Below are 17302 nucleotides of genomic sequence, written 5' to 3' on the forward strand. Positions count from 1 at the left end.
GTGATTTTAAAAATTATGTAACAAACTCATCTTTCTTCTCGAAACTTTTACTTCACTTCCATCAATAAGCTTTACGGTAGCCTTTTTCCCATTCTTTGAGACACTTTTTATGAAATCAGGATTTAGTAAATGAGATTTATTTACTCTCAAAAAACTTATTAGTTGCGGTTTTGCTTGGTGTTGTTTGAGGGTGGTTGAAGAGACTAGCTTTCGTCCATTTTGTAAATAAAAAATAGTGTAGTTGATATCTGCTTTGAGATAAACAATTTCTTGACTTTGTGGGTAGTTGGTACGGTTCATAGGCTATTAATTATTACTTAAAGTGTGTAAATTTCAAATACCACTTAAAATCTTTTTAGTGTTTTTGTGGATGTTTTGAGCTAAAAACTACAATTTAAGTTCAAACGTTATCTGTGAAAACATTTAATGTACTGGCTTGCAAAGATTTAGTTTTATACTTAGCTTTACAATACTGAATATTCAGTATTTTTTACCACTAAACAATTGCCATGAATATAGTCTCTTGCCCTTTTAATTTTAATGAGTTCAAAAAAATATGGAATTCTGGTGGTCTTAATGAAGATATGGATGTTGTAGCGAATCTTGTAGAAAATAATCCTTTGCTACACGAAACACTTATCATGCAAGGTCATGCTTTAGCTGTATTAGATATCAAAACTATGCAGTATCCCTTGATTTTAGGAGATGTAGAAAAAGTATGTGGCTGGTCTAGTGAGTATTTTTATAAAGTAGGCGTGGAAGGATACATTAGTCACTTTTTACATAATGACCAATTAGGTTTAAATGAGGTTTCAAAACAAATTAATGCTTATGTACCAACCTTAAAGCAAGAACAAATAAAAAAATTTAGGGCAATTTATGATTATCAAATGGTTGGAGAGGATGGTCTAACTAGAAGAGTCTGCCAAGAAAGTATTGCATTAAAGACTGATGCCAATGGTAATATTAGCTATTTTTTAGCTTATGTTTCAGATATTTCTCATTTTAAAAGAGAAGGAAAACAACATATTCACCTTTCTGGCGGCGATAAAAATCTTTTATTTGAAATCATAAATGAGACCAATACATGCAATCAATTACCGTTGCTGAGTAAGCGTGAATCGGAAATTGCAAAATTATTAGGAAATGGCCTACTTAGTGAACAAATAGCAGATAAGTTACATGTAAGCTTAAATACTATTCATACACACCGCCAGAATATGCTAAGAAAATTAGAATTAGTAGATACAACCGAATTGCTCAATTTCATTAAAATATATAGGCTTTTATAAATACTATTTATAAAAGCCTATTTTCCGATTATTTAAACACAGTCAAATACTCTTCTTCTTTAAAACCTATCGCCAAAATTTTGTCAGATTCAATAATTGGGCGTTTGATGACTGATGTTTTCTCAAGCATCAATGCAATTGCCGAAGCATTATCAACGATTTTGCTTTTTTCTTCGTCGCTTAGGCTTTTGAAAGTTGTGCCTTTACGATTGATTAATACATCAGAAGAAACCTGAGTTAGCCATTCTTCTAACTTCGGTTGACTAATGCCAAGTTTTTTATAATCATGAAATTCGTAGGCAATTCCTTTATTTTTTAACCAAACTGTTGCTTTCTTAACAGTATCACAGTTTGGAATTCCATACACTTTAAGCATTTCTAAGACGCGTTACAATATTTTTAATTACTTTCATTTCGCCCAAATGCTCTGTTTCATGGTTATAGAAAAAATACAAAATACCTTCATTGGTTCTTGGGTCTGGGCCAATTTTAATGGCTGTCTCTTGCTGTAAATATTCGTCAGAAACCGTTCCTAAAAGTTCATTTATTCGCTCTCCACGAGAAATAAAATGCTTGAGTATAAAACTCAACTCAGGATAAGCGTCATTGGCTTGTAAAGTAGAACCATTGCCAAATAACTCTTTTTCATTTTCATAAACATCCAATTTTTCACTTGGATTCAATATTTTAATAATGGTATTTCTGACACTTGTAATATGCCCAAGATTCCAAACAAAATTATTGACGGTATCATAAGGCCTAAAAAGGACTTCCTCTTGAGAAAGTCCTTCGGCAAATTTTATTATTTTTCTAGTATTTAAGGCAAGGCCTTTCTGTAATTCAGCTACTGGCATTTCAAAATAGTTTAGGTTATTTTGAAATAACACTCTTTCAAAAAAGAACGTTCCCCTTTGGTTTTTGAGGTTTTTCAGCAGTTGCAAAAAGAGGATATTGGTCAAAAATATTTCTAACAATACTTTTAAAATAATTCTTTTTAGAAGAAGCTTTATTAAAAATCCCTGTGGCATATCCACGCCAAACAACTTCACTTGTTTCGGCTTCGATCATCGAAATCATCAAAGTTCCTTTTCCTAATTCATATTTTACTGGCCGATAAATAAAATTATCATCTTCGGTCGTAACCCAATTAACTAAGGAAGGTTGGTCGTAACCTTTATATTTTAATCGGTCATAATAAATAGAAAAATTCACAAAAACATTCGGTTTTTGAGCGTTAAACTCATATCCTCTTGCACGCATTTGGTATTGAATTGCCTGTTGTACATCTTCGCACAAAATATTAGTATCACGTTCACAATCTACAAAGGCGTACGTAATATATTTTTTAAAATGCGTAGAATAACGATAATCGTTATCAACAAAAACCCTTGTACAACTGCTTAAAAAAAACACAAAACTCAAGAATAGTAGCACTTTTTTCATCTTAAACTATATTTTTATAATCAATTATCTACAATATTCACCCAAACTAATAATTATGTTATTAGATTTTCAGTAAATCAATAGACCATCAATCATTGTCTATCGACTATTATAATTCTTCAATCTTACGGGGTTTTTCTCCTGCAGCAAAAAGCGGATATTGGTCAAAAATATTTCTAACCACGCTGCGGTAGTAATTGATAGGCTTATTGACTTGTTTATTAAACACGCCCGAAGCATAACCTCGCCAAATCAAACGACTACTTTCAGCATCTAATAAAGATACCAAAATCATCCCTCCTCCAAAATGGAAGTTTTGTGTTTTGTAGGTATCCTCGCCATCGAAGTGATTAACCCAACGATCGAGAGATGGTTGAAAATAGCCTTTATAATCAACTCGGTCACGAATGATGCTATAACTCACCAATAAACCTGGGTCATCAGCCACAACTTTATAGCCACGAGCTTTCATCTGCCGACGAATGGCATCTTGAATTTCGGAGCACACAAAAGAGGTGTCAATCTCACAATTAAGAAAATTGTAGGTCTTATACTTAGTAAAATCAGTTTCATAACTGTAGTCATTATCGACCATCAGTTTGATTGTGTTACAGCTTGATAATGCAAAAGCAATGAGTGCAGAGAGTGCAGAAAATAAATAGATTTTTCTCATAAGACTTACAAATTGAATTGGGTTAAAAAACAAATGACTCGCTACTGCGAAAAGACTTACTATCAACTATTTATAGATTTTCTGAATGAGTGGTTAAACATTACAGAACAATCAAAGTTAATCAATCAATTCTAAAAATCAAATTACTTCCTCTTTAAGTTTATGTCAGATTTTGCTGCTTTTCTAACATAAATTTCACCAACTTCACATCATCAAGCTGTTTTTAATTATCCTTGATAATATTCTAATGCTTTTTTCATTTCAACCTTCGACACAACTACATCGTACAAACAACTTCCTGCTGCATTAATGAGTGAAAACCTAATTTCCTTGCCTTTATTCTTTTTATCTTGTTGCGTGAGGCTGACTATTGCTTCAAAATCTGTTGCCTCTAATGGCACTTTTCCGTAAATCGAAAAGATAAACTCTTCCACTTGTTCCAATGTTTTTTCATCAATCAGTCCTCGTGTATATGCTATATACGACTCGCAGACCATTCCGGTTGCAATTGCTTCGCCATGAAACAATCTTTTTTTTCCTTTATCTAAAAAAAACGTCTCAATTGCGTGTCCAAGCGTATGTCCAAAGTTTAAAATCTTTCTAATTCCTTTCTCAGTTGGGTCTTGTTCAACTATTTTTTTCTTGATTTCGACCGAATGAGCAATCAAATCGGCTAAGTCTTGGTCTGCTAAATCTTTTCTTCTGATTTCATTCCACTTATTAACATCTTGAATCAAACAATGTTTTAAAATCTCGGCAAAACCTGAGCGTTTTTCTCTTTCAGAAAGTGTTTCTAAAAAAACTGGGTCAATCAAGACCGATTTGGGTAAAGTAAAAACGCCTAAGTGATTCTTGAATCCGTGAAAATCAATTCCAAGTTTTCCGCCTACGCTGGCATCAACTTGTGAAAGCAACGTTGTCGGAATCTGAATAAAATCTATGCCTCGTTTGTAAGTAGCTGCACAAAAACCACCCATATCGCCGATTACTCCACCACCTAAATTTATCATCAAAGCGTGGCGGTCGAGTTGTGCATCGGTCATTGCCGACCAAATCGTTTCACACGTTTGAAGATTTTTATTTTCTTCACCATGTTTTACGGTTATCGAAGTATGTTTTGGCAAAAAATCTTTAATGATTGGATAACAAAACCGCTTAGTATTTGTATCGGTCAAAACTATGATTTTAGAATAACTTTTTTGTGCAAGAAAAGTTCTTAAACTTTCGGATATTGGAGAAATGATAACTGACATTGGTCTCTTTTTTTGATTAAAGAGCCAAAGTTAGTAATTGGAGAGGATAAATACAGGAAATTGTACGGTTGATTTAGCAAAGCAACACAGAGAATTTGAAGTTACACGAAGAAAAAACGTGCAGTTTTTCATTATTCTCTCTGCTGCTCTGGTAAATCTTATAAAATCAACTTAGCAAATCCCATTTAAAGATACCTAATTTAGACAAACAATAACGAATCGAAACCCGTAAAACACCTAAACCATATTTAGAACTTCTAACAAAATTGATAGATGATGCTTCTTCAAAGTATTTGGTTGGACAAGTTACTTCGGCAATTTCAAAACCTTTGGCAAAGATTTGGGCAATCATTTCATTATCAAAAATAAAGTCATCATCACATTTTTGGAACGCAACCGATTGCAATACTTCTTTTGAAAATGCACGATAACCTGTGTGGTATTCAGAAAGTTTTTGGCTCATCAAAATGTTTTGCGTTAACGTCAAAAAACGATTAGCGACATACTTGTAAAGTGGCATTCCACCTTTCAAAGCTCCTTTTCCTAAGATTCTCGAACCAAAAACTACTGGGTACAAATCTTCACCAATGATACTCACCATCGCCCTGATTAGTTTTGGAGTATATTGATAATCTGGATGCACCATTACCACAATATCTGCCCCGATTTCGAGTGCTTTTGTATAGCATGTTTTCTGATTTCCACCATAACCTTTATTTTTATCGTGGCGTATAACATGCTGAATACCAATACTTTGAGCTACTTCGGTGGTATTGTCAGGGCTATAATCATCAACTAATATTACTTCGTCAACAATATCAAAAGGGATTTCTTTGTAGGTACGTTCAACCGTCAATGATGCACGATAGGCGGGCATGACGATGACTACTTTTTTGCCATTATACATGAATTATTCGAGTTTTCGGTGCATTTTTGCAAACCGATTGGTTTAAAACTTTGTTACAAAATAGGCAATGTTTCATTTGAATTGCAAGAACAAGCCTGTAATTAGTAATTATTATTAATGATTTGATGGCAAACTAAATGCCAAAATTTAACCGTGTATTTATTTTAAATTCAATTTTATGACATTTTCAAGCGAAACAATATTTTTTATCTGTTTTTCGATTTTTGTGGGATTAGTAATGGCCTTCGATTTGGGAGCATTTAGTAAATCATCCAGCCACAAAGTAAGTTTTAAGGAAGCTGGTATTTGGAGTGCAATTTGGGTAGCTTTGGCTCTTGGATTTTTCTTTTTTTTACGCCAATATGGTTATTTAATACACGATATAAGCGACGCTTCGCATTTGGCCTTGGTAAAAGACCAATATTATGATAAAATGAAATTGCCTGCGGATTTTAACGAAGCTCTCCAAATATTCCAAAATAGTATGGCAATTGATTATCTGACGGGATATTTGACCGAATATTCTCTTTCTGTAGATAATATTTTTGTTTTCATCTTGATTTTCAACTCGTTTGGGGTTCGAGAAAAATTCTATAAAAAAGTATTAGTTTGGGGAATTTTGGGTTCTATTGTTTTGCGTTTTATTTTCATTTTTATCGGAGCAGCTTTGATTCAAGAATTTGAGTGGATTCTTTATATTTTTGGAGCATTTTTGGTTTATACTGGCTTAAAAATATTTTTCAGTAAAGAAGAAGAAGAAGAGAATATCGAACCAGCCAAACATCCAATCGTTAAATTAGCATCGAAAGTTTTTAACGTTTATAAGCGTAATGTGACTGATAATTTCTTGATTCACAATCGAAAAATCAATAAATGGTACATAACTCCCTTATTTTTGGTAATGTTAGTAATTGCTGGAACAGATGTGGTTTTTGCGGTTGATTCAATTCCTGCTATTTTTTCGATTACAAAAGACCCTTATATTGTGTTTTTCTCAAATGTTTTTGCCATTATGGGGCTTCGTTCAATGTTCTTTTTCTTATCGAGTGTCATGGGACTTTTCCGTTATTTACCGCTAGGTTTAGGCGTTTTATTGACATTTATTGGAGCAAAAATGTTACTTCATCACCCAATAGAAAATTTAGGTTTCACAAATACGCACTCATTAATTGTAATTGTTGGCATTTTGGCGGTCAGTATTTTGGCATCTATTTTAATTCCTGAAAAAGAAAAAGCCTCATAAAGCTTTATAAACTCCACTTTTTTAGAAAGTGGAGTTTATTTTATTATTTACTGTTATTTCTGCTCCAAACTCGTTCAAACTTCCATCCTTTTGCTCGGAAATTTATTGGCAAATATGCGTGGGTTTCTTTCGGAGAAATATTTTCAAAATACAAATCATCATCGGTCAAAATTAGCGATTCATATTTTCCAGTTGATGTTTTCACTGTTAAATCAGCAAATGGTAATTCATTGATAAACAATGGATTACCATTTTTTAATTGTTCTTTCAGAAACCAATCCGTGCGAAATCTTTCAGGTAAAGATTGCATTGAAATATAATTTTTGTTGGAAACCGCAAGAGCATATTCCAAGTATTTTTTTAATAACTTTGGGCCTTCATTTTGAGCATTTTCAACATTCAACTGCTGTGGCAAAATACTACTAATTACATATATTTTTTCTCTCGCTCGACTTGCAGCAACGTTTAACCGATTTTCACCACCACTTTGATTCAAACTTCCAAAATTCATCAGCATTTTACCTTTTTCGTCGGGTGCATAAGCCACCGAGAAAATAACAATATCAAACTCATCCCCTTGAATATTCTCAATATTTTTTACAGAAATACGCCTATTTTCATTCGTCAATTGTAAATCTGAAACAATCCGAAACTCGTTCATCAATCGCTCTATTAATTCGGCTTGCTTATGATTAAATGTAACCACTCCAATCGTTTTTTCGGGTGAAGTTTTTTGTAATTCAGCCACCATTTCAACTACTTTTTTGGCTTCAATATCATTGCTATTTTTCTCCCAAATTCCATCAACTTTTATATAGTTGATAGCAGGTTCATTTTTACTAATTTCCTCATAGTGAGGCAATAAATGCAAAGAGTTTTTATAAAAATGTTGGTTTGAAAAACCAATCAAATCAAGCGATTGACTGCGATAATGCCCTTGAAGAGAAGTTTGTGGCAAAAACTGAGCGGCCAAATCAAGCAATGAATCAATTTCAAGCATCGGTTCATACGAAATATCCTCAGTGGTCATCTCTTCTTCGTACCGAACTTGGTACAAATCATTGGGCTGTAATTGCTTTGAATCACCTGCAATTACAACTTGTTTGCCCCTAAAAATAGCTGGGATTCCGTATTCAGCAAAGCATTGTGAAGCCTCGTCGAAAATCACTAAATCAAACAGTTTTTCTTCTGCTTGTGCATCCATCAAAAACATTGCAGAAACCGATTCAGGTGAAGCCATCCAACATGGAATTAGCTTAAAAATTTCATCAAAATAATTTTCTAAAACTTTTCTTACCGACCAAATTTTACGCTTTTTAGTTGTTTGATGTTGCAATTCTCGATAAGTTACAACATTTTGTAAACGATTGATTATTAAATCTTTATAGGTTTGTTCTCGTAGTTTCAATAATACAATTTCCTGACTCAAGACTTGTTTTTGATTCACAGATTCTTGTAATTCTTCTTCCATTTGTGCCATTTTTAGCGAACTCACACTCCGCAAAATCGGATAAAGATTCTCAATATGTCGAATCCACGCCAAACGTAACGAATTCTGGAAAATTTCAATGGCATTTTTGGGCGTGGCAAAAAGCATTTCTACTATTTCCATTTCTGCTCGGCTAAATGTATTGTTGATTTCATCTGCATCATGCAGCAAATCAAAGTTTTCCTGCAAATACTCTACGATTGAAGTCTTTTTTACTGAATCAATTTGATTATCAGTCAAATAAAACCCCCATTCCAACGCCTTTTGTTTGGCTTCAATAATTATTTGTTCTAATTGTTGGTAATAATTTAGCGAAAAAGCAGCATTTCGGAGAAATTCATTGGCTTGGTAAAAACCATAAGCTTCATTAGCCAAAATATAATTTTTTAAAGTTTGCTCAGTTTCATCGAATTCATCTCGCAAGTTGATATATATATCCTTTTTAGCCAATTTTTCTTTCAATGCTTCAAAAGTTAATCGATTATCAATTTTCTTGATAAGTACTTCTAAATCAGTCATTTGTAAAGAAAACTTATTCATTAAAATTAAGTTCTCAACATCTTTTTTATCTTTAGAAAACAATTTCCAAATAAACCAACTCAAGCCAGATTTGCTAGCGATAAAAGCTTTTTCCAGTTGACTTTTTCTAAGAAACAAATTCTCTTTTAATAAACTTTTTTCAAGCCCAATTTCACCATAAAGTTGACTTATTTCTGCACTTATTTTTCTTAAATCAAACTGCCGATTATTAAGGTATTTTTTTTCATTGACAATTGCTTTAAAAATTTCGATAACTTCCTCATTTTCAAAGCATTGAGTAAAAAGCTTTACTTGTTTTTCGTCAAAAGTATTTAATTGAAGAATTGAAAATTGGGTAACATTTTTTGCTTGAAAATTGGCTACTTCGTCAATTTTTTTTATGATTTTAGGAACATCGCTAAAAGTAAATTTTGTAAACGAAACTCGGTCTTTCCAAAAGTCATAGTCCTCACTTTTGCGTAGTTTTTCTTCATACTGAAAATAGCGTTTCAATCGTCCTTCAAAATCAGCTAACTCATTGAATACAAAAGACTTATATTTATCGTCTAGTTCAAGATACGGTTTTTTATAACTACTTGTCAAATACATTTCTTTCACCGAAAGTCCACAAACTGATTCATCGAAAAGAGCTTTTTTAAAATCTTGTAAAGTTTCCGAAATCTTATCAATTCGTCGGCTGAGTTGCGTAAAATTTCGTTCTAAAAAAATCGCATCCAAACTCTTATTTTTCTTCTGAAAATCGTCAATTCGCTCAATTTGATTAGCTATTTTCTCAAAAAGTACTTTTCTATCATTTTTGAAATCATGTACTAAAGCAACAAAATTGGTCATATTTGCTTTCTCTAATCGCTGGAAAACAGTATCCAAAGCCACTCTTTTTTGGCAAACAACTAGCACTTTTTTACCTCGAGAAGTAAAATCTGCAATCAAATTGGCAATTAGTTGTGATTTTCCAGTTCCAGGCGGGCCTTGTACAACCAAAGATTTCCCTGATTTAACTTGTATTATTGCTGCCTCTTGCGAAGCATCCACAGCGAAAGGAAGAAATGTATTTTCCTCTTTTACGGCGGTTTTTTCTTCCATCGAAACAGGGAATATTGTTTCTAATTTTGGTCCATTTTCCTCTATATTTTTAAGCAATGCTTCATAATCTGGCACTAAATACGAGCCTGCCTGCGGGAAAATTCCGAGTATTGCTTGTGGAAAAAGTTTAAGTTCACCATTTCGCTCTGAATCCGCCAAATCAGTTTTTAACATTCGTTGGAAATCAATGAGTTTTTCTGAAAAATTATCCTGATTAAAATTTATTTCTAGCGAACTTTGTTTCAACAATTCGTATAATTCTGTCCGAAATACAATACTTTCTTTACTAAATTCTTCAAAAGAAGTTTCTAAAAACTCATCCGAAATTTTTATTTGATTGAAATGCGAATAAGCCAACAAAAAGCTTTGATTAAAACATATTGCTTCGTCACGCTTTTCTAAAATCCACTTCTTCCCATTGTTTTTTAAGGTTACAGGAAAAAACAAAAGCGGACAACGTACAATTGTTCCATCCGAAAGTTTTCCTTTTACAAATGGGTATCCAACATAAAGGTCTTTTGCACCACGCTCTTCTTCAATAAAGGCTTCTGTTCGGGCAATTTTTCGCAATATTTTACTTGCCTCATTGACTTTTTCCAAACGATTATCCATCACATCGCAGAGCGGAACTTGGTTCTTCTGAGCAATAAGTTGGTTGATGTAATCAAAGGAAGCTTTTTTGTCTAGAAAATCAAGTTGGTGTAAATCAAGAAATTGTTCTTGCGGCAAATTAAGCAACAACAAAGAGCGATTTCTTGAAGTAAGATTGGTTAATCGACGAAGATATGTTTTGAGGAGTTTTTGCATATTACAAATATTAGCACGATTACAATGATTTACAAGTTTTAAAAATTTTATCAAATCTGTTTACCATACATCCATTCTTAACGCAATTCAACATTTTATATTTGGAATAAATTTTTTTAAAGACTTTATTCGTTATTGAATGGCAAAGATTGTTTTTTTGTCAAACCTTCTATATTACACATTAATCCATTAAAAAATTATGTTAAACTATTTCCGAACCTTGAACTTCAAGCAACTCATCTTGGTGATGCTTGTGGGCATTTTCTTAGTTGGAGGCGATGCTTTTGCCCAGAATAAATCTGATAACCAAAGCGGTAAACAAAAGAAAAAAAAGAAGAATAAAAAAACTCTAGCTGAAGAAAAAGCTCCGATTCCTGACCCAATAAAAGTTACTTCCGTAGAAGGAATTACTGAATATCTGTTAGGAAATGGCCTCAGAGTTTTGATGTTTCCTGACCAATCGAAACAAACCGCAACCGTTAATATTACTTATTTGGTTGGCTCTCGCCATGAAGGTTACGGCGAAACTGGTATGGCTCATTTGCTCGAACACATGGTTTTTAAAGGTTCTACCAAACATACTAATATTCCACAAGAATTGACTGACCACGGTGCAAGACCTAACGGCACAACTTGGCTCGACCGTACCAATTATTTCGAGACATTTTCGGCTACTGAAGAAAATCTTAAATGGGCTTTAGACCTTGAATCTGACAGAATGGTCAATTCGTTCATCAAAAAAGAAGATTTGGAAAAAGAGTTTTCAGTCGTAAGAAATGAGTTTGAATCTGGTGAAAATGACCCTGAAAGTGTATTGAGTGAAAGAGTAATTGCAACAGCTTATTTATGGCACAATTACGGTAATTCTACGATTGGCTCAAGAGAAGACATCGAGCGAGTTCCGATTGAAAATTTGCAGGCCTTTTACAAAAAATATTATCAACCAGATAATGCTGTTTTGTTGGTTGCAGGCAAAATTGACGAAGAAAAAACCTTAAAAATGATTAACGAATATTTTGGTGTAATTCCTCGTCCAACGCGTCAATTACAGCCAACTTATACCGTTGAACCAGTACAAGATGGTGAGCGTTCGGTAACATTACGTCGTGTTGGCGATGTACAAGCTATTGGAGTGGCTTATCATATTTGTTCAAATAGCCATCCTGATTACCCTGCTTTAGATGTTTTACAAGGAATTCTCAGCAATGAACCATCAGGAACTATCTATAAAGCATTGGTTGAAACAAAAAAAGCCTCAAGTCAATATGCCTATTCATTCACAAATAAAGACCCTACATTTTTCTATTTTGGCTTATCGGTTTTGAAAGAAAAAGACCTAGAAGATGCCAAGAAAACCTTGCTTTCAACACTTGATGGCGTAGGTACGATGGACTTCACAAAAGAAGATGTAGAACGGGCAAAAAATCAGATAATTAAAGGTTTTGAATTATCAATCCGTAATTCTGAAAGAACTGGTTTACAAATGAGTGAATACATCGGAGCGGGAGATTGGCGTTTGGCATTTATTTATCGAGATGCAATTGAAAAAATTACGGTCGATGATATCAAACGAGTAGCTAAATACTACTTTAAACCTTCAAATCGTACGATTGGACTATTCATTCCTGAAGAAAACCCTGACCGTGTGAAAGTTCCTGAATCGCCAAATGTAGATGCATTAGTTAAAAACTATAAAGGTCGTGCGGTTGTTGCACAAGGTGAAGCATTCGACCCATCGCCAGCAAATATCGAAAGTCGCACCAAACGTGGCCAAGAAAACAGTGGCATAGAGTATGCTCTATTACCAAAATTAACTCGTGGAAATACGGTAAGAGCAAATATTACGCTTCGCATCGGCGATGAACAAAGTTTGCAAAATAAATTGACAATCAGTCAATTTACAGCCGCAATGCTTAATAAAGGCACAAAAAATATGAGTCGCCAACAATTGAAAGATACTTTAGATAAATTAAAGGCTCAAGTAAACGTTGGTGGTGGTGGCAATTCGGTGAGTGCGAGCATCGAATCAACGAAAGAAAATTTACCAAAAGTATTGGCTATCGTAACTGATATTTTGAAAAACCCTGTGTTCGACGCCAATGAATTTGATAAATTAAAACAAGAAAACTTGGCACAAATCGAATCTCAAAAAAGCGACCCACAGGCTTTGGCATTTACGGCATTCCAACGAACAATGAATCCTTTTCCAAAGTCGGATGTACGATATATTCCTACGATTGACGAACAAATCGAAAACGTTAAAAACTTAAAAGTTGAAGAATTGAAAAAATTCTATACTGACTTTTATGGTGCTTCGGCAGCAACTGTTTCCGTTGTTGGCGATTTCGATGAAGCAAGTATTCGTAAAATTATTAGTACTAATTTTGGTTCTTGGAAATCTCCTATTCCTTTCAAACGTATTCAGGCAGTTTTTCAAGATATTACTCCAACCGCCAATGCCATCAAAACACCTGACAAAGCCAATGCTCTTTTCTTGGCTGGACAAAATCTTCAAATTCAAGACACAGATGCTGATTATGCAGGCTTAGTTTTGGGAAATTATATGTTAGGCGGTGGATTTTTGAGTTCACGTTTGGCCGTTAGAATTCGCCAAAAAGAAGGAATTAGCTACGGAGTTGGCTCAAATATTAGTGGTAGCCCAATGGATAAATCAGGAAGTTTTATGACTTATGCCATTTACGCTCCAGAAAATGCAGAAAAACTCGAAAAAGCATTTTATGAAGAAATCACAAAAGTTGTGACCGAGGGATTCACTGCTGATGAATTAAAAGCAGCAAAATCGGGTTGGTTACAAAGTCGTAGCGTGTCTCGCTCACAAGATAACGAGCTTTCTAACAAACTGAACAATTATTTATATCTTGATAGAACACTTCAATTTGACGCAGATTTTGAGAAACAAGTTGAAGCAATTACGGTTGAACAAGTAAATGCAGCGATGAAGAAATTTATTGACCCAAAGAAAATTTCAATCATTAAAGCGGGGGATTTCGATAAGAAAGTTTCAGGAAACGGAACCCCTTCGGTTGGTGGTGTTTCGGGTAGTGGAAAGAATTAGAACCTCCAAACGGTCAACCGTTTTCTCAAATGAGGATAATTAATCAATAAAACACCTCTAATATCTCAGATGTTAGAGGTGTTTTATTGATAGTTTAGTACCTTTGCTGACCAAATTTTCAGATAATGGATTCAAAATTTTTGCGACATATTCTTATTTCACTCACTGTTTCATCACTTGTAGTATATATTGTTTACCATAGTATTGGCACTGGAGCATATATTATGATGTCGGCTTTGGCATTATCAAGTTTTTTAATTGGTTATTTAGAACCTCGACGTGGTTGGATTTTAGCTCTTATGCAAGTAGTCATTTTATTGAGCGTACATTTTTTAAAACTCATCAAACCCGTAAGTGCCGATATGGCATTGTTTGGCACATTTGCAGGATGTGGTATTTCGTTAGTTTTTAGCTTTGTGGCAGGCCGTTTAGCAAGATTATTTGAAAAATGATATATTAAGAACGTTTGTTCGCATTCAATTTCCTCAATTCTTCACGAATATCAATCAATAAATCATCCACTTGTGGTTTGGCTTCTGTGCTTTGGCCTAATGCTCTTAAAAAAAAGTACAAAATTGTACCCACAATTACAAAATCAAAAGTTGCCTGGAAAGCTTCTCCCCAACCAATTTTAACAGTCAAAACTTCAAAATATCTATCTTTTAGATTTACTCCGCCAATCATAACCCCAATAATTGGCATAAAAATTTTATCGACCATCGCTGATATAATTTTTTGAAAAGCTGTACCAATAACTACACCAGTTGCAAGGTCAATGATATTACCTCGCATTAAAAAACCTTTAATTTTCTTCACCATCACTTATATTTATATTCTTTGATTTAAGACATTTTATTAAACAAAATTACTTGTTTTCATTACAAATCATTTAAAACTTGCTATTTTTCTATAAATTGTTTGCACAAAATCCATTAATTTAATAACACTACCGAGTGAATTTCGCTAGAAAAAAACTTATTTTTCAGCATCGGCAAATATAGCTTTTAATGAATAATAATTCGCTTGAACTTCTGTATTTTCAATGCCTATTATATTCTAGAAAATTTCTACTAAAAGTAAATGGAGAATATTTAATGTAGCAAGCTTTTGAGGATAATAGATTCATGAAGAATCAGATGAGTGATGCAAGAAGTTAATTAAAGCTGTGTGAATTATTTATGCTTTTTCATTTTTGTGTGTTAATTTCTGCTCAAATTATGGGGCGTTTTTCATTAGAAAAGTTGGTTTATTTGTGAGAATCGGTCTGATTGTATTTTTATTCCGAAAAATTGGTATAGGCTTTCCCATCATATCGGTACAAACCCATGCCTACGCTACTGAACCAGATATTTCCTGATTTATCTTCTAAAATAGGAAATAAATTATTATTGGGAAGACCATCTGCCTTAGTAAGAGTTTTGAATGTTTTGCCCTCATAATAACCCAGCCCATTTTCGTCATCGAACCAGATATTTCCTGATTTATCCTTTAAAACATTGCCTTGATAACCTTGTTTTCTCATAAAAATATTTTTGGTAAAGGCTTTTCCGCCTACTTCGAGCAAAGACGAAGGTTCGTAACGGCAAATACCATTGAAGGAAGTGGCAAACAAAAGATTTCCTGATTTATCTTCCATGATATTATTCACTCGCCTAACATCGTTGTAAGGAATAATATTGGTTAATGTTTTTCCATCAAAACGAGAAATGCCTTCGTCCATGCAAGCCCCAAACCAAATTTTGCCTGTTTTATCTTCAAAGATTGAAAATATAGCTTTTAACTGCAATGTATCTTTATTAAAGACCTCACTATTATCTAAAAAACGAGTAAAATAAATGCCACTATAGCAATAAACGCCCTCATCTGTTCCAAACCAAATTGTTCCCTTTTTGTCTTGCATCATACACCAAACGCCATTTATGAATGACGCGTTGTTATTACGATTTACAATTATTGGTATCTGAATAAAGGCTTTTTCTCCTGCTTTGAACGATGCTGAAGGAGTGTATCGATTGAGTCCAGTTTTTGTGCCAACCCAAATGTTACCAGCTTTGTCTTCTAAAATCGAATATACAATGTTATTATCTAGTCCGTCTTTGGTTGTAAAATGTGTAAAAGTTTTTCCATCATAGCGATAAATACCTTCTCCATTGCTACCGAACCAAATATTACCCGATTTATCCTGCACGACACTACCAATGGCAGCCTCTTTATATATGCCTTGAGGTTTTAAGATTTTAGTGGATTCGGAAGCTGTTGTTGCTACTTTTTCCATTTTGTCTTGTCCCTTGCAAGAAGATAAATAAACCAATAAGAGTAGGAATAAGTAAATTTGAGATTTTAAGTAATGCTTTTTCATATATGTTTTTGTGTATTTTATAATGTTTTTGACTTAGTATTTTACTTTTCTACAAACTTCGTAAAGGTTTTCCCGTTGAATTTACAAATACCATCTCCGTCTGTTCCAAACCACAGCTCACCATTATTATCTTTATAAACAGTGTTTATCGCATTACTCGTTAGGCCGTCTTTTGTGGTATAATTAGTTAAGTTGCTTCCGTCATATTTCCAAACACCTGTATCCACTGTTCCTATCCAAAGATTACCATTATTATCTTCGTTTATTGAATAAATGCGAGCCAAAGTACCTAAAACTGATTTGCCAGAAACCCTAAATTCTTTATTGCTTAGTTCTTTTTCGTCTGTAAAATTGATTAGAGTTTTTCCATCGTATCGAAACAAGCCAGCACCATTATTTCCAAACCAAATATTACCCTTGCTGTCTTCAAATAAAGCAAGTACAGCTGGGCCAATTAGCCCTTTTTCAGTAAACCAAGTAAAGGTTTTTCCATCGTATCGACATACGCCTTGTGCTTGTGTGCCAAACCAAAGATTCCCTTTTTTATCTTTTAAAATGCTATAAACTGCATAACGACTAAGATTATAGGGGGAGTTTTTAGAATTATCTAAAGGCAAATAGACAAGCGAAATGCCATTGTAGCGACAAACTCCACTGCCTGCATAAAACCATAAATCGTTTGGTTCAATTTTCCATTCGCTTTCAAGATTCGTTTCTTTATTTGTCAAAGTTGTGAAAGACTTTCCATCGAATCTGCTGACACCAAACAGACCTGTTCCGAACCAAATATTTCCAGATTTATCTTCTTGAATGCTTTGCACTTGATTATTGGATAAACCGTCTTTCTCAGTAAACTGAATCAAAGTTTTTCTACCTGCACGGAGCGAATCGGACCGCCGAGCGGCCGATGGGTCATAACGATAAACTCCTACGTTATTTGTACCAAACCAAAAGTTGCCTTTTTTATCTTGAAAAATACTACGTATATTCTTGTCAATTTTGGAAATTGTATTCAAATTGAAAATACTATTATTGTAATCTTCTTTGTTTTGCCCCTGGCAGTAAAAACAACAAATGAACTGAACGATAAAAATCACTTTTTTCATGCTTGTTTTTCAAAGTTTAATTTGTGTGTTT

General features: G+C 33.8%; 15 protein-coding genes. 4 read left to right on the plus strand and 11 right to left on the minus strand.

Annotation, left to right across the window (positions count from 1 at the left end):
* Window positions 1-6 precede the first annotated feature (6 nt).
* Window positions 7-300, minus strand: a complete 294-nt coding sequence (locus MJQ71_RS11690; protein WP_238806801.1) for a LytTR family DNA-binding domain-containing protein — start codon at window positions 298-300, stop codon at window positions 7-9.
* 209 nt (window positions 301-509) lie between these two features.
* Between MJQ71_RS11690 and MJQ71_RS11695 the strand changes: the two genes are divergently transcribed.
* On the plus strand, window positions 510-1292 hold the full coding sequence (locus MJQ71_RS11695) for a response regulator transcription factor (RefSeq protein ID WP_238806802.1): 783 nt from the start codon (window positions 510-512) through the stop codon (window positions 1290-1292).
* Between the two features lie 28 nt (window positions 1293-1320).
* Here MJQ71_RS11695 and MJQ71_RS11700 read toward each other — a convergent pair whose 3' ends face one another.
* From MJQ71_RS11700 to MJQ71_RS11725, 6 genes are all read right to left on the minus strand, one after another.
* Window positions 1321-1668, minus strand: a complete 348-nt coding sequence (locus MJQ71_RS11700; protein ID WP_238806803.1) for an arsenate reductase — start codon at window positions 1666-1668, stop codon at window positions 1321-1323.
* Complete coding sequence (locus MJQ71_RS11705; protein ID WP_238806804.1) at window positions 1661-2146, minus strand: DinB family protein; 486 nt, start codon at window positions 2144-2146, stop codon at window positions 1661-1663. Before MJQ71_RS11705 ends, MJQ71_RS11700 begins: the two co-directional genes overlap by 8 nt.
* A gap of 37 nt (window positions 2147-2183) precedes the next feature.
* The gene (locus MJQ71_RS11710; protein WP_238806805.1) at window positions 2184-2735 is read right to left on the minus strand and encodes a DUF4136 domain-containing protein; all 552 of its coding nucleotides are present in this window, start codon (window positions 2733-2735) and stop codon (window positions 2184-2186) included.
* 109 nt (window positions 2736-2844) lie between these two features.
* Window positions 2845-3408: a DUF4136 domain-containing protein gene (locus tag MJQ71_RS11715; protein ID WP_238806806.1), complete on the minus strand. Its 564-nt coding sequence runs from the start codon at window positions 3406-3408 to the stop codon at window positions 2845-2847.
* 227 nt (window positions 3409-3635) lie between these two features.
* A complete protein-coding gene (gene aroB / locus MJQ71_RS11720) occupies window positions 3636-4661 on the minus strand; it encodes a 3-dehydroquinate synthase (protein WP_238806807.1) in 1026 nt (341 codons plus the stop codon).
* Between the two features lie 166 nt (window positions 4662-4827).
* On the minus strand, window positions 4828-5568 hold the full coding sequence (locus tag MJQ71_RS11725; protein WP_238806808.1) for a glycosyltransferase family 2 protein: 741 nt from the start codon (window positions 5566-5568) through the stop codon (window positions 4828-4830).
* A 178-nt stretch (window positions 5569-5746) separates the two neighbouring features.
* On the opposite strand from MJQ71_RS11725, the gene MJQ71_RS11730 reads away from it, so the two are divergent.
* Window positions 5747-6811, plus strand: coding sequence for a TerC/Alx family metal homeostasis membrane protein (locus tag MJQ71_RS11730; RefSeq protein ID WP_238806809.1), 1065 nt, complete (start codon window positions 5747-5749; stop codon window positions 6809-6811).
* Window positions 6812-6854: 43 nt separating this feature from the next.
* Here MJQ71_RS11730 and MJQ71_RS11735 read toward each other — a convergent pair whose 3' ends face one another.
* The gene (locus tag MJQ71_RS11735; RefSeq protein ID WP_238806810.1) at window positions 6855-10730 is read right to left on the minus strand and encodes an AAA domain-containing protein; all 3876 of its coding nucleotides are present in this window, start codon (window positions 10728-10730) and stop codon (window positions 6855-6857) included.
* Window positions 10731-10929: 199 nt separating this feature from the next.
* On the opposite strand from MJQ71_RS11735, the gene MJQ71_RS11740 reads away from it, so the two are divergent.
* Both MJQ71_RS11740 and MJQ71_RS11745 read left to right on the plus strand, forming a co-directional pair.
* The gene (locus MJQ71_RS11740) at window positions 10930-13806 is read left to right on the plus strand and encodes a M16 family metallopeptidase (protein WP_238806811.1); all 2877 of its coding nucleotides are present in this window, start codon (window positions 10930-10932) and stop codon (window positions 13804-13806) included.
* Window positions 13807-13931: 125 nt separating this feature from the next.
* Window positions 13932-14258 carry a hypothetical protein gene (locus tag MJQ71_RS11745; protein WP_238806812.1) on the plus strand — a complete coding sequence of 109 codons (327 nt, stop codon included), beginning with the start codon at window positions 13932-13934 and terminating at the stop codon, window positions 14256-14258.
* Window positions 14259-14262: 4 nt separating this feature from the next.
* Here the strand turns inward: MJQ71_RS11745 and mscL are convergent, their stop codons facing one another.
* From mscL to MJQ71_RS11760, 3 genes are all read right to left on the minus strand, one after another.
* Window positions 14263-14625, minus strand: coding sequence for a large conductance mechanosensitive channel protein MscL (gene mscL, locus MJQ71_RS11750; protein WP_238806813.1), 363 nt, complete (start codon window positions 14623-14625; stop codon window positions 14263-14265).
* A 457-nt stretch (window positions 14626-15082) separates the two neighbouring features.
* On the minus strand, window positions 15083-16081 hold the full coding sequence (locus MJQ71_RS11755) for a ligand-binding sensor domain-containing protein (RefSeq protein ID WP_238806814.1): 999 nt from the start codon (window positions 16079-16081) through the stop codon (window positions 15083-15085).
* A 125-nt stretch (window positions 16082-16206) separates the two neighbouring features.
* Window positions 16207-17271, minus strand: coding sequence for a ligand-binding sensor domain-containing protein (locus tag MJQ71_RS11760; RefSeq protein ID WP_238806815.1), 1065 nt, complete (start codon window positions 17269-17271; stop codon window positions 16207-16209).
* Window positions 17272-17302 lie beyond the last annotated feature (31 nt).

The organism is Emticicia aquatica, assembly GCF_923079645.1.
In the GTDB taxonomy this organism is placed as follows: domain Bacteria; phylum Bacteroidota; class Bacteroidia; order Cytophagales; family Spirosomataceae; genus Emticicia; species Emticicia aquatica.

What these genes read in the sequence shown, in the direction of transcription:
- MJQ71_RS11715 (WP_238806806.1), bottom strand. Translation starts at nt 3,408, where the DNA reads ATGAGAAAAATCTATTTATTTTCTGCACTCTCTGCACTCATTGCTTTT.
- MJQ71_RS11690 (WP_238806801.1), bottom strand. Translation starts at nt 300, where the DNA reads ATGAACCGTACCAACTACCCACAAAGTCAAGAAATTGTTTATCTCAAA.
- MJQ71_RS11760 (WP_238806815.1), bottom strand. Translation starts at nt 17,271, where the DNA reads ATGAAAAAAGTGATTTTTATCGTTCAGTTCATTTGTTGTTTTTACTGC.
- MJQ71_RS11730 (WP_238806809.1), top strand. Translation starts at nt 5,747, where the DNA reads ATGACATTTTCAAGCGAAACAATATTTTTTATCTGTTTTTCGATTTTT.
- MJQ71_RS11740 (WP_238806811.1), top strand. Translation starts at nt 10,930, where the DNA reads ATGTTAAACTATTTCCGAACCTTGAACTTCAAGCAACTCATCTTGGTG.
- MJQ71_RS11710 (WP_238806805.1), bottom strand. Translation starts at nt 2,735, where the DNA reads ATGAAAAAAGTGCTACTATTCTTGAGTTTTGTGTTTTTTTTAAGCAGT.
- MJQ71_RS11745 (WP_238806812.1), top strand. Translation starts at nt 13,932, where the DNA reads ATGGATTCAAAATTTTTGCGACATATTCTTATTTCACTCACTGTTTCA.
- MJQ71_RS11735 (WP_238806810.1), bottom strand. Translation starts at nt 10,730, where the DNA reads ATGCAAAAACTCCTCAAAACATATCTTCGTCGATTAACCAATCTTACT.
- aroB (WP_238806807.1), bottom strand. Translation starts at nt 4,661, where the DNA reads ATGTCAGTTATCATTTCTCCAATATCCGAAAGTTTAAGAACTTTTCTT.
- MJQ71_RS11725 (WP_238806808.1), bottom strand. Translation starts at nt 5,568, where the DNA reads ATGTATAATGGCAAAAAAGTAGTCATCGTCATGCCCGCCTATCGTGCA.
- MJQ71_RS11755 (WP_238806814.1), bottom strand. Translation starts at nt 16,081, where the DNA reads ATGGAAAAAGTAGCAACAACAGCTTCCGAATCCACTAAAATCTTAAAA.
- MJQ71_RS11705 (WP_238806804.1), bottom strand. Translation starts at nt 2,146, where the DNA reads ATGCCAGTAGCTGAATTACAGAAAGGCCTTGCCTTAAATACTAGAAAA.
- MJQ71_RS11695 (WP_238806802.1), top strand. Translation starts at nt 510, where the DNA reads ATGAATATAGTCTCTTGCCCTTTTAATTTTAATGAGTTCAAAAAAATA.
- MJQ71_RS11700 (WP_238806803.1), bottom strand. Translation starts at nt 1,668, where the DNA reads ATGCTTAAAGTGTATGGAATTCCAAACTGTGATACTGTTAAGAAAGCA.
- mscL (WP_238806813.1), bottom strand. Translation starts at nt 14,625, where the DNA reads ATGGTGAAGAAAATTAAAGGTTTTTTAATGCGAGGTAATATCATTGAC.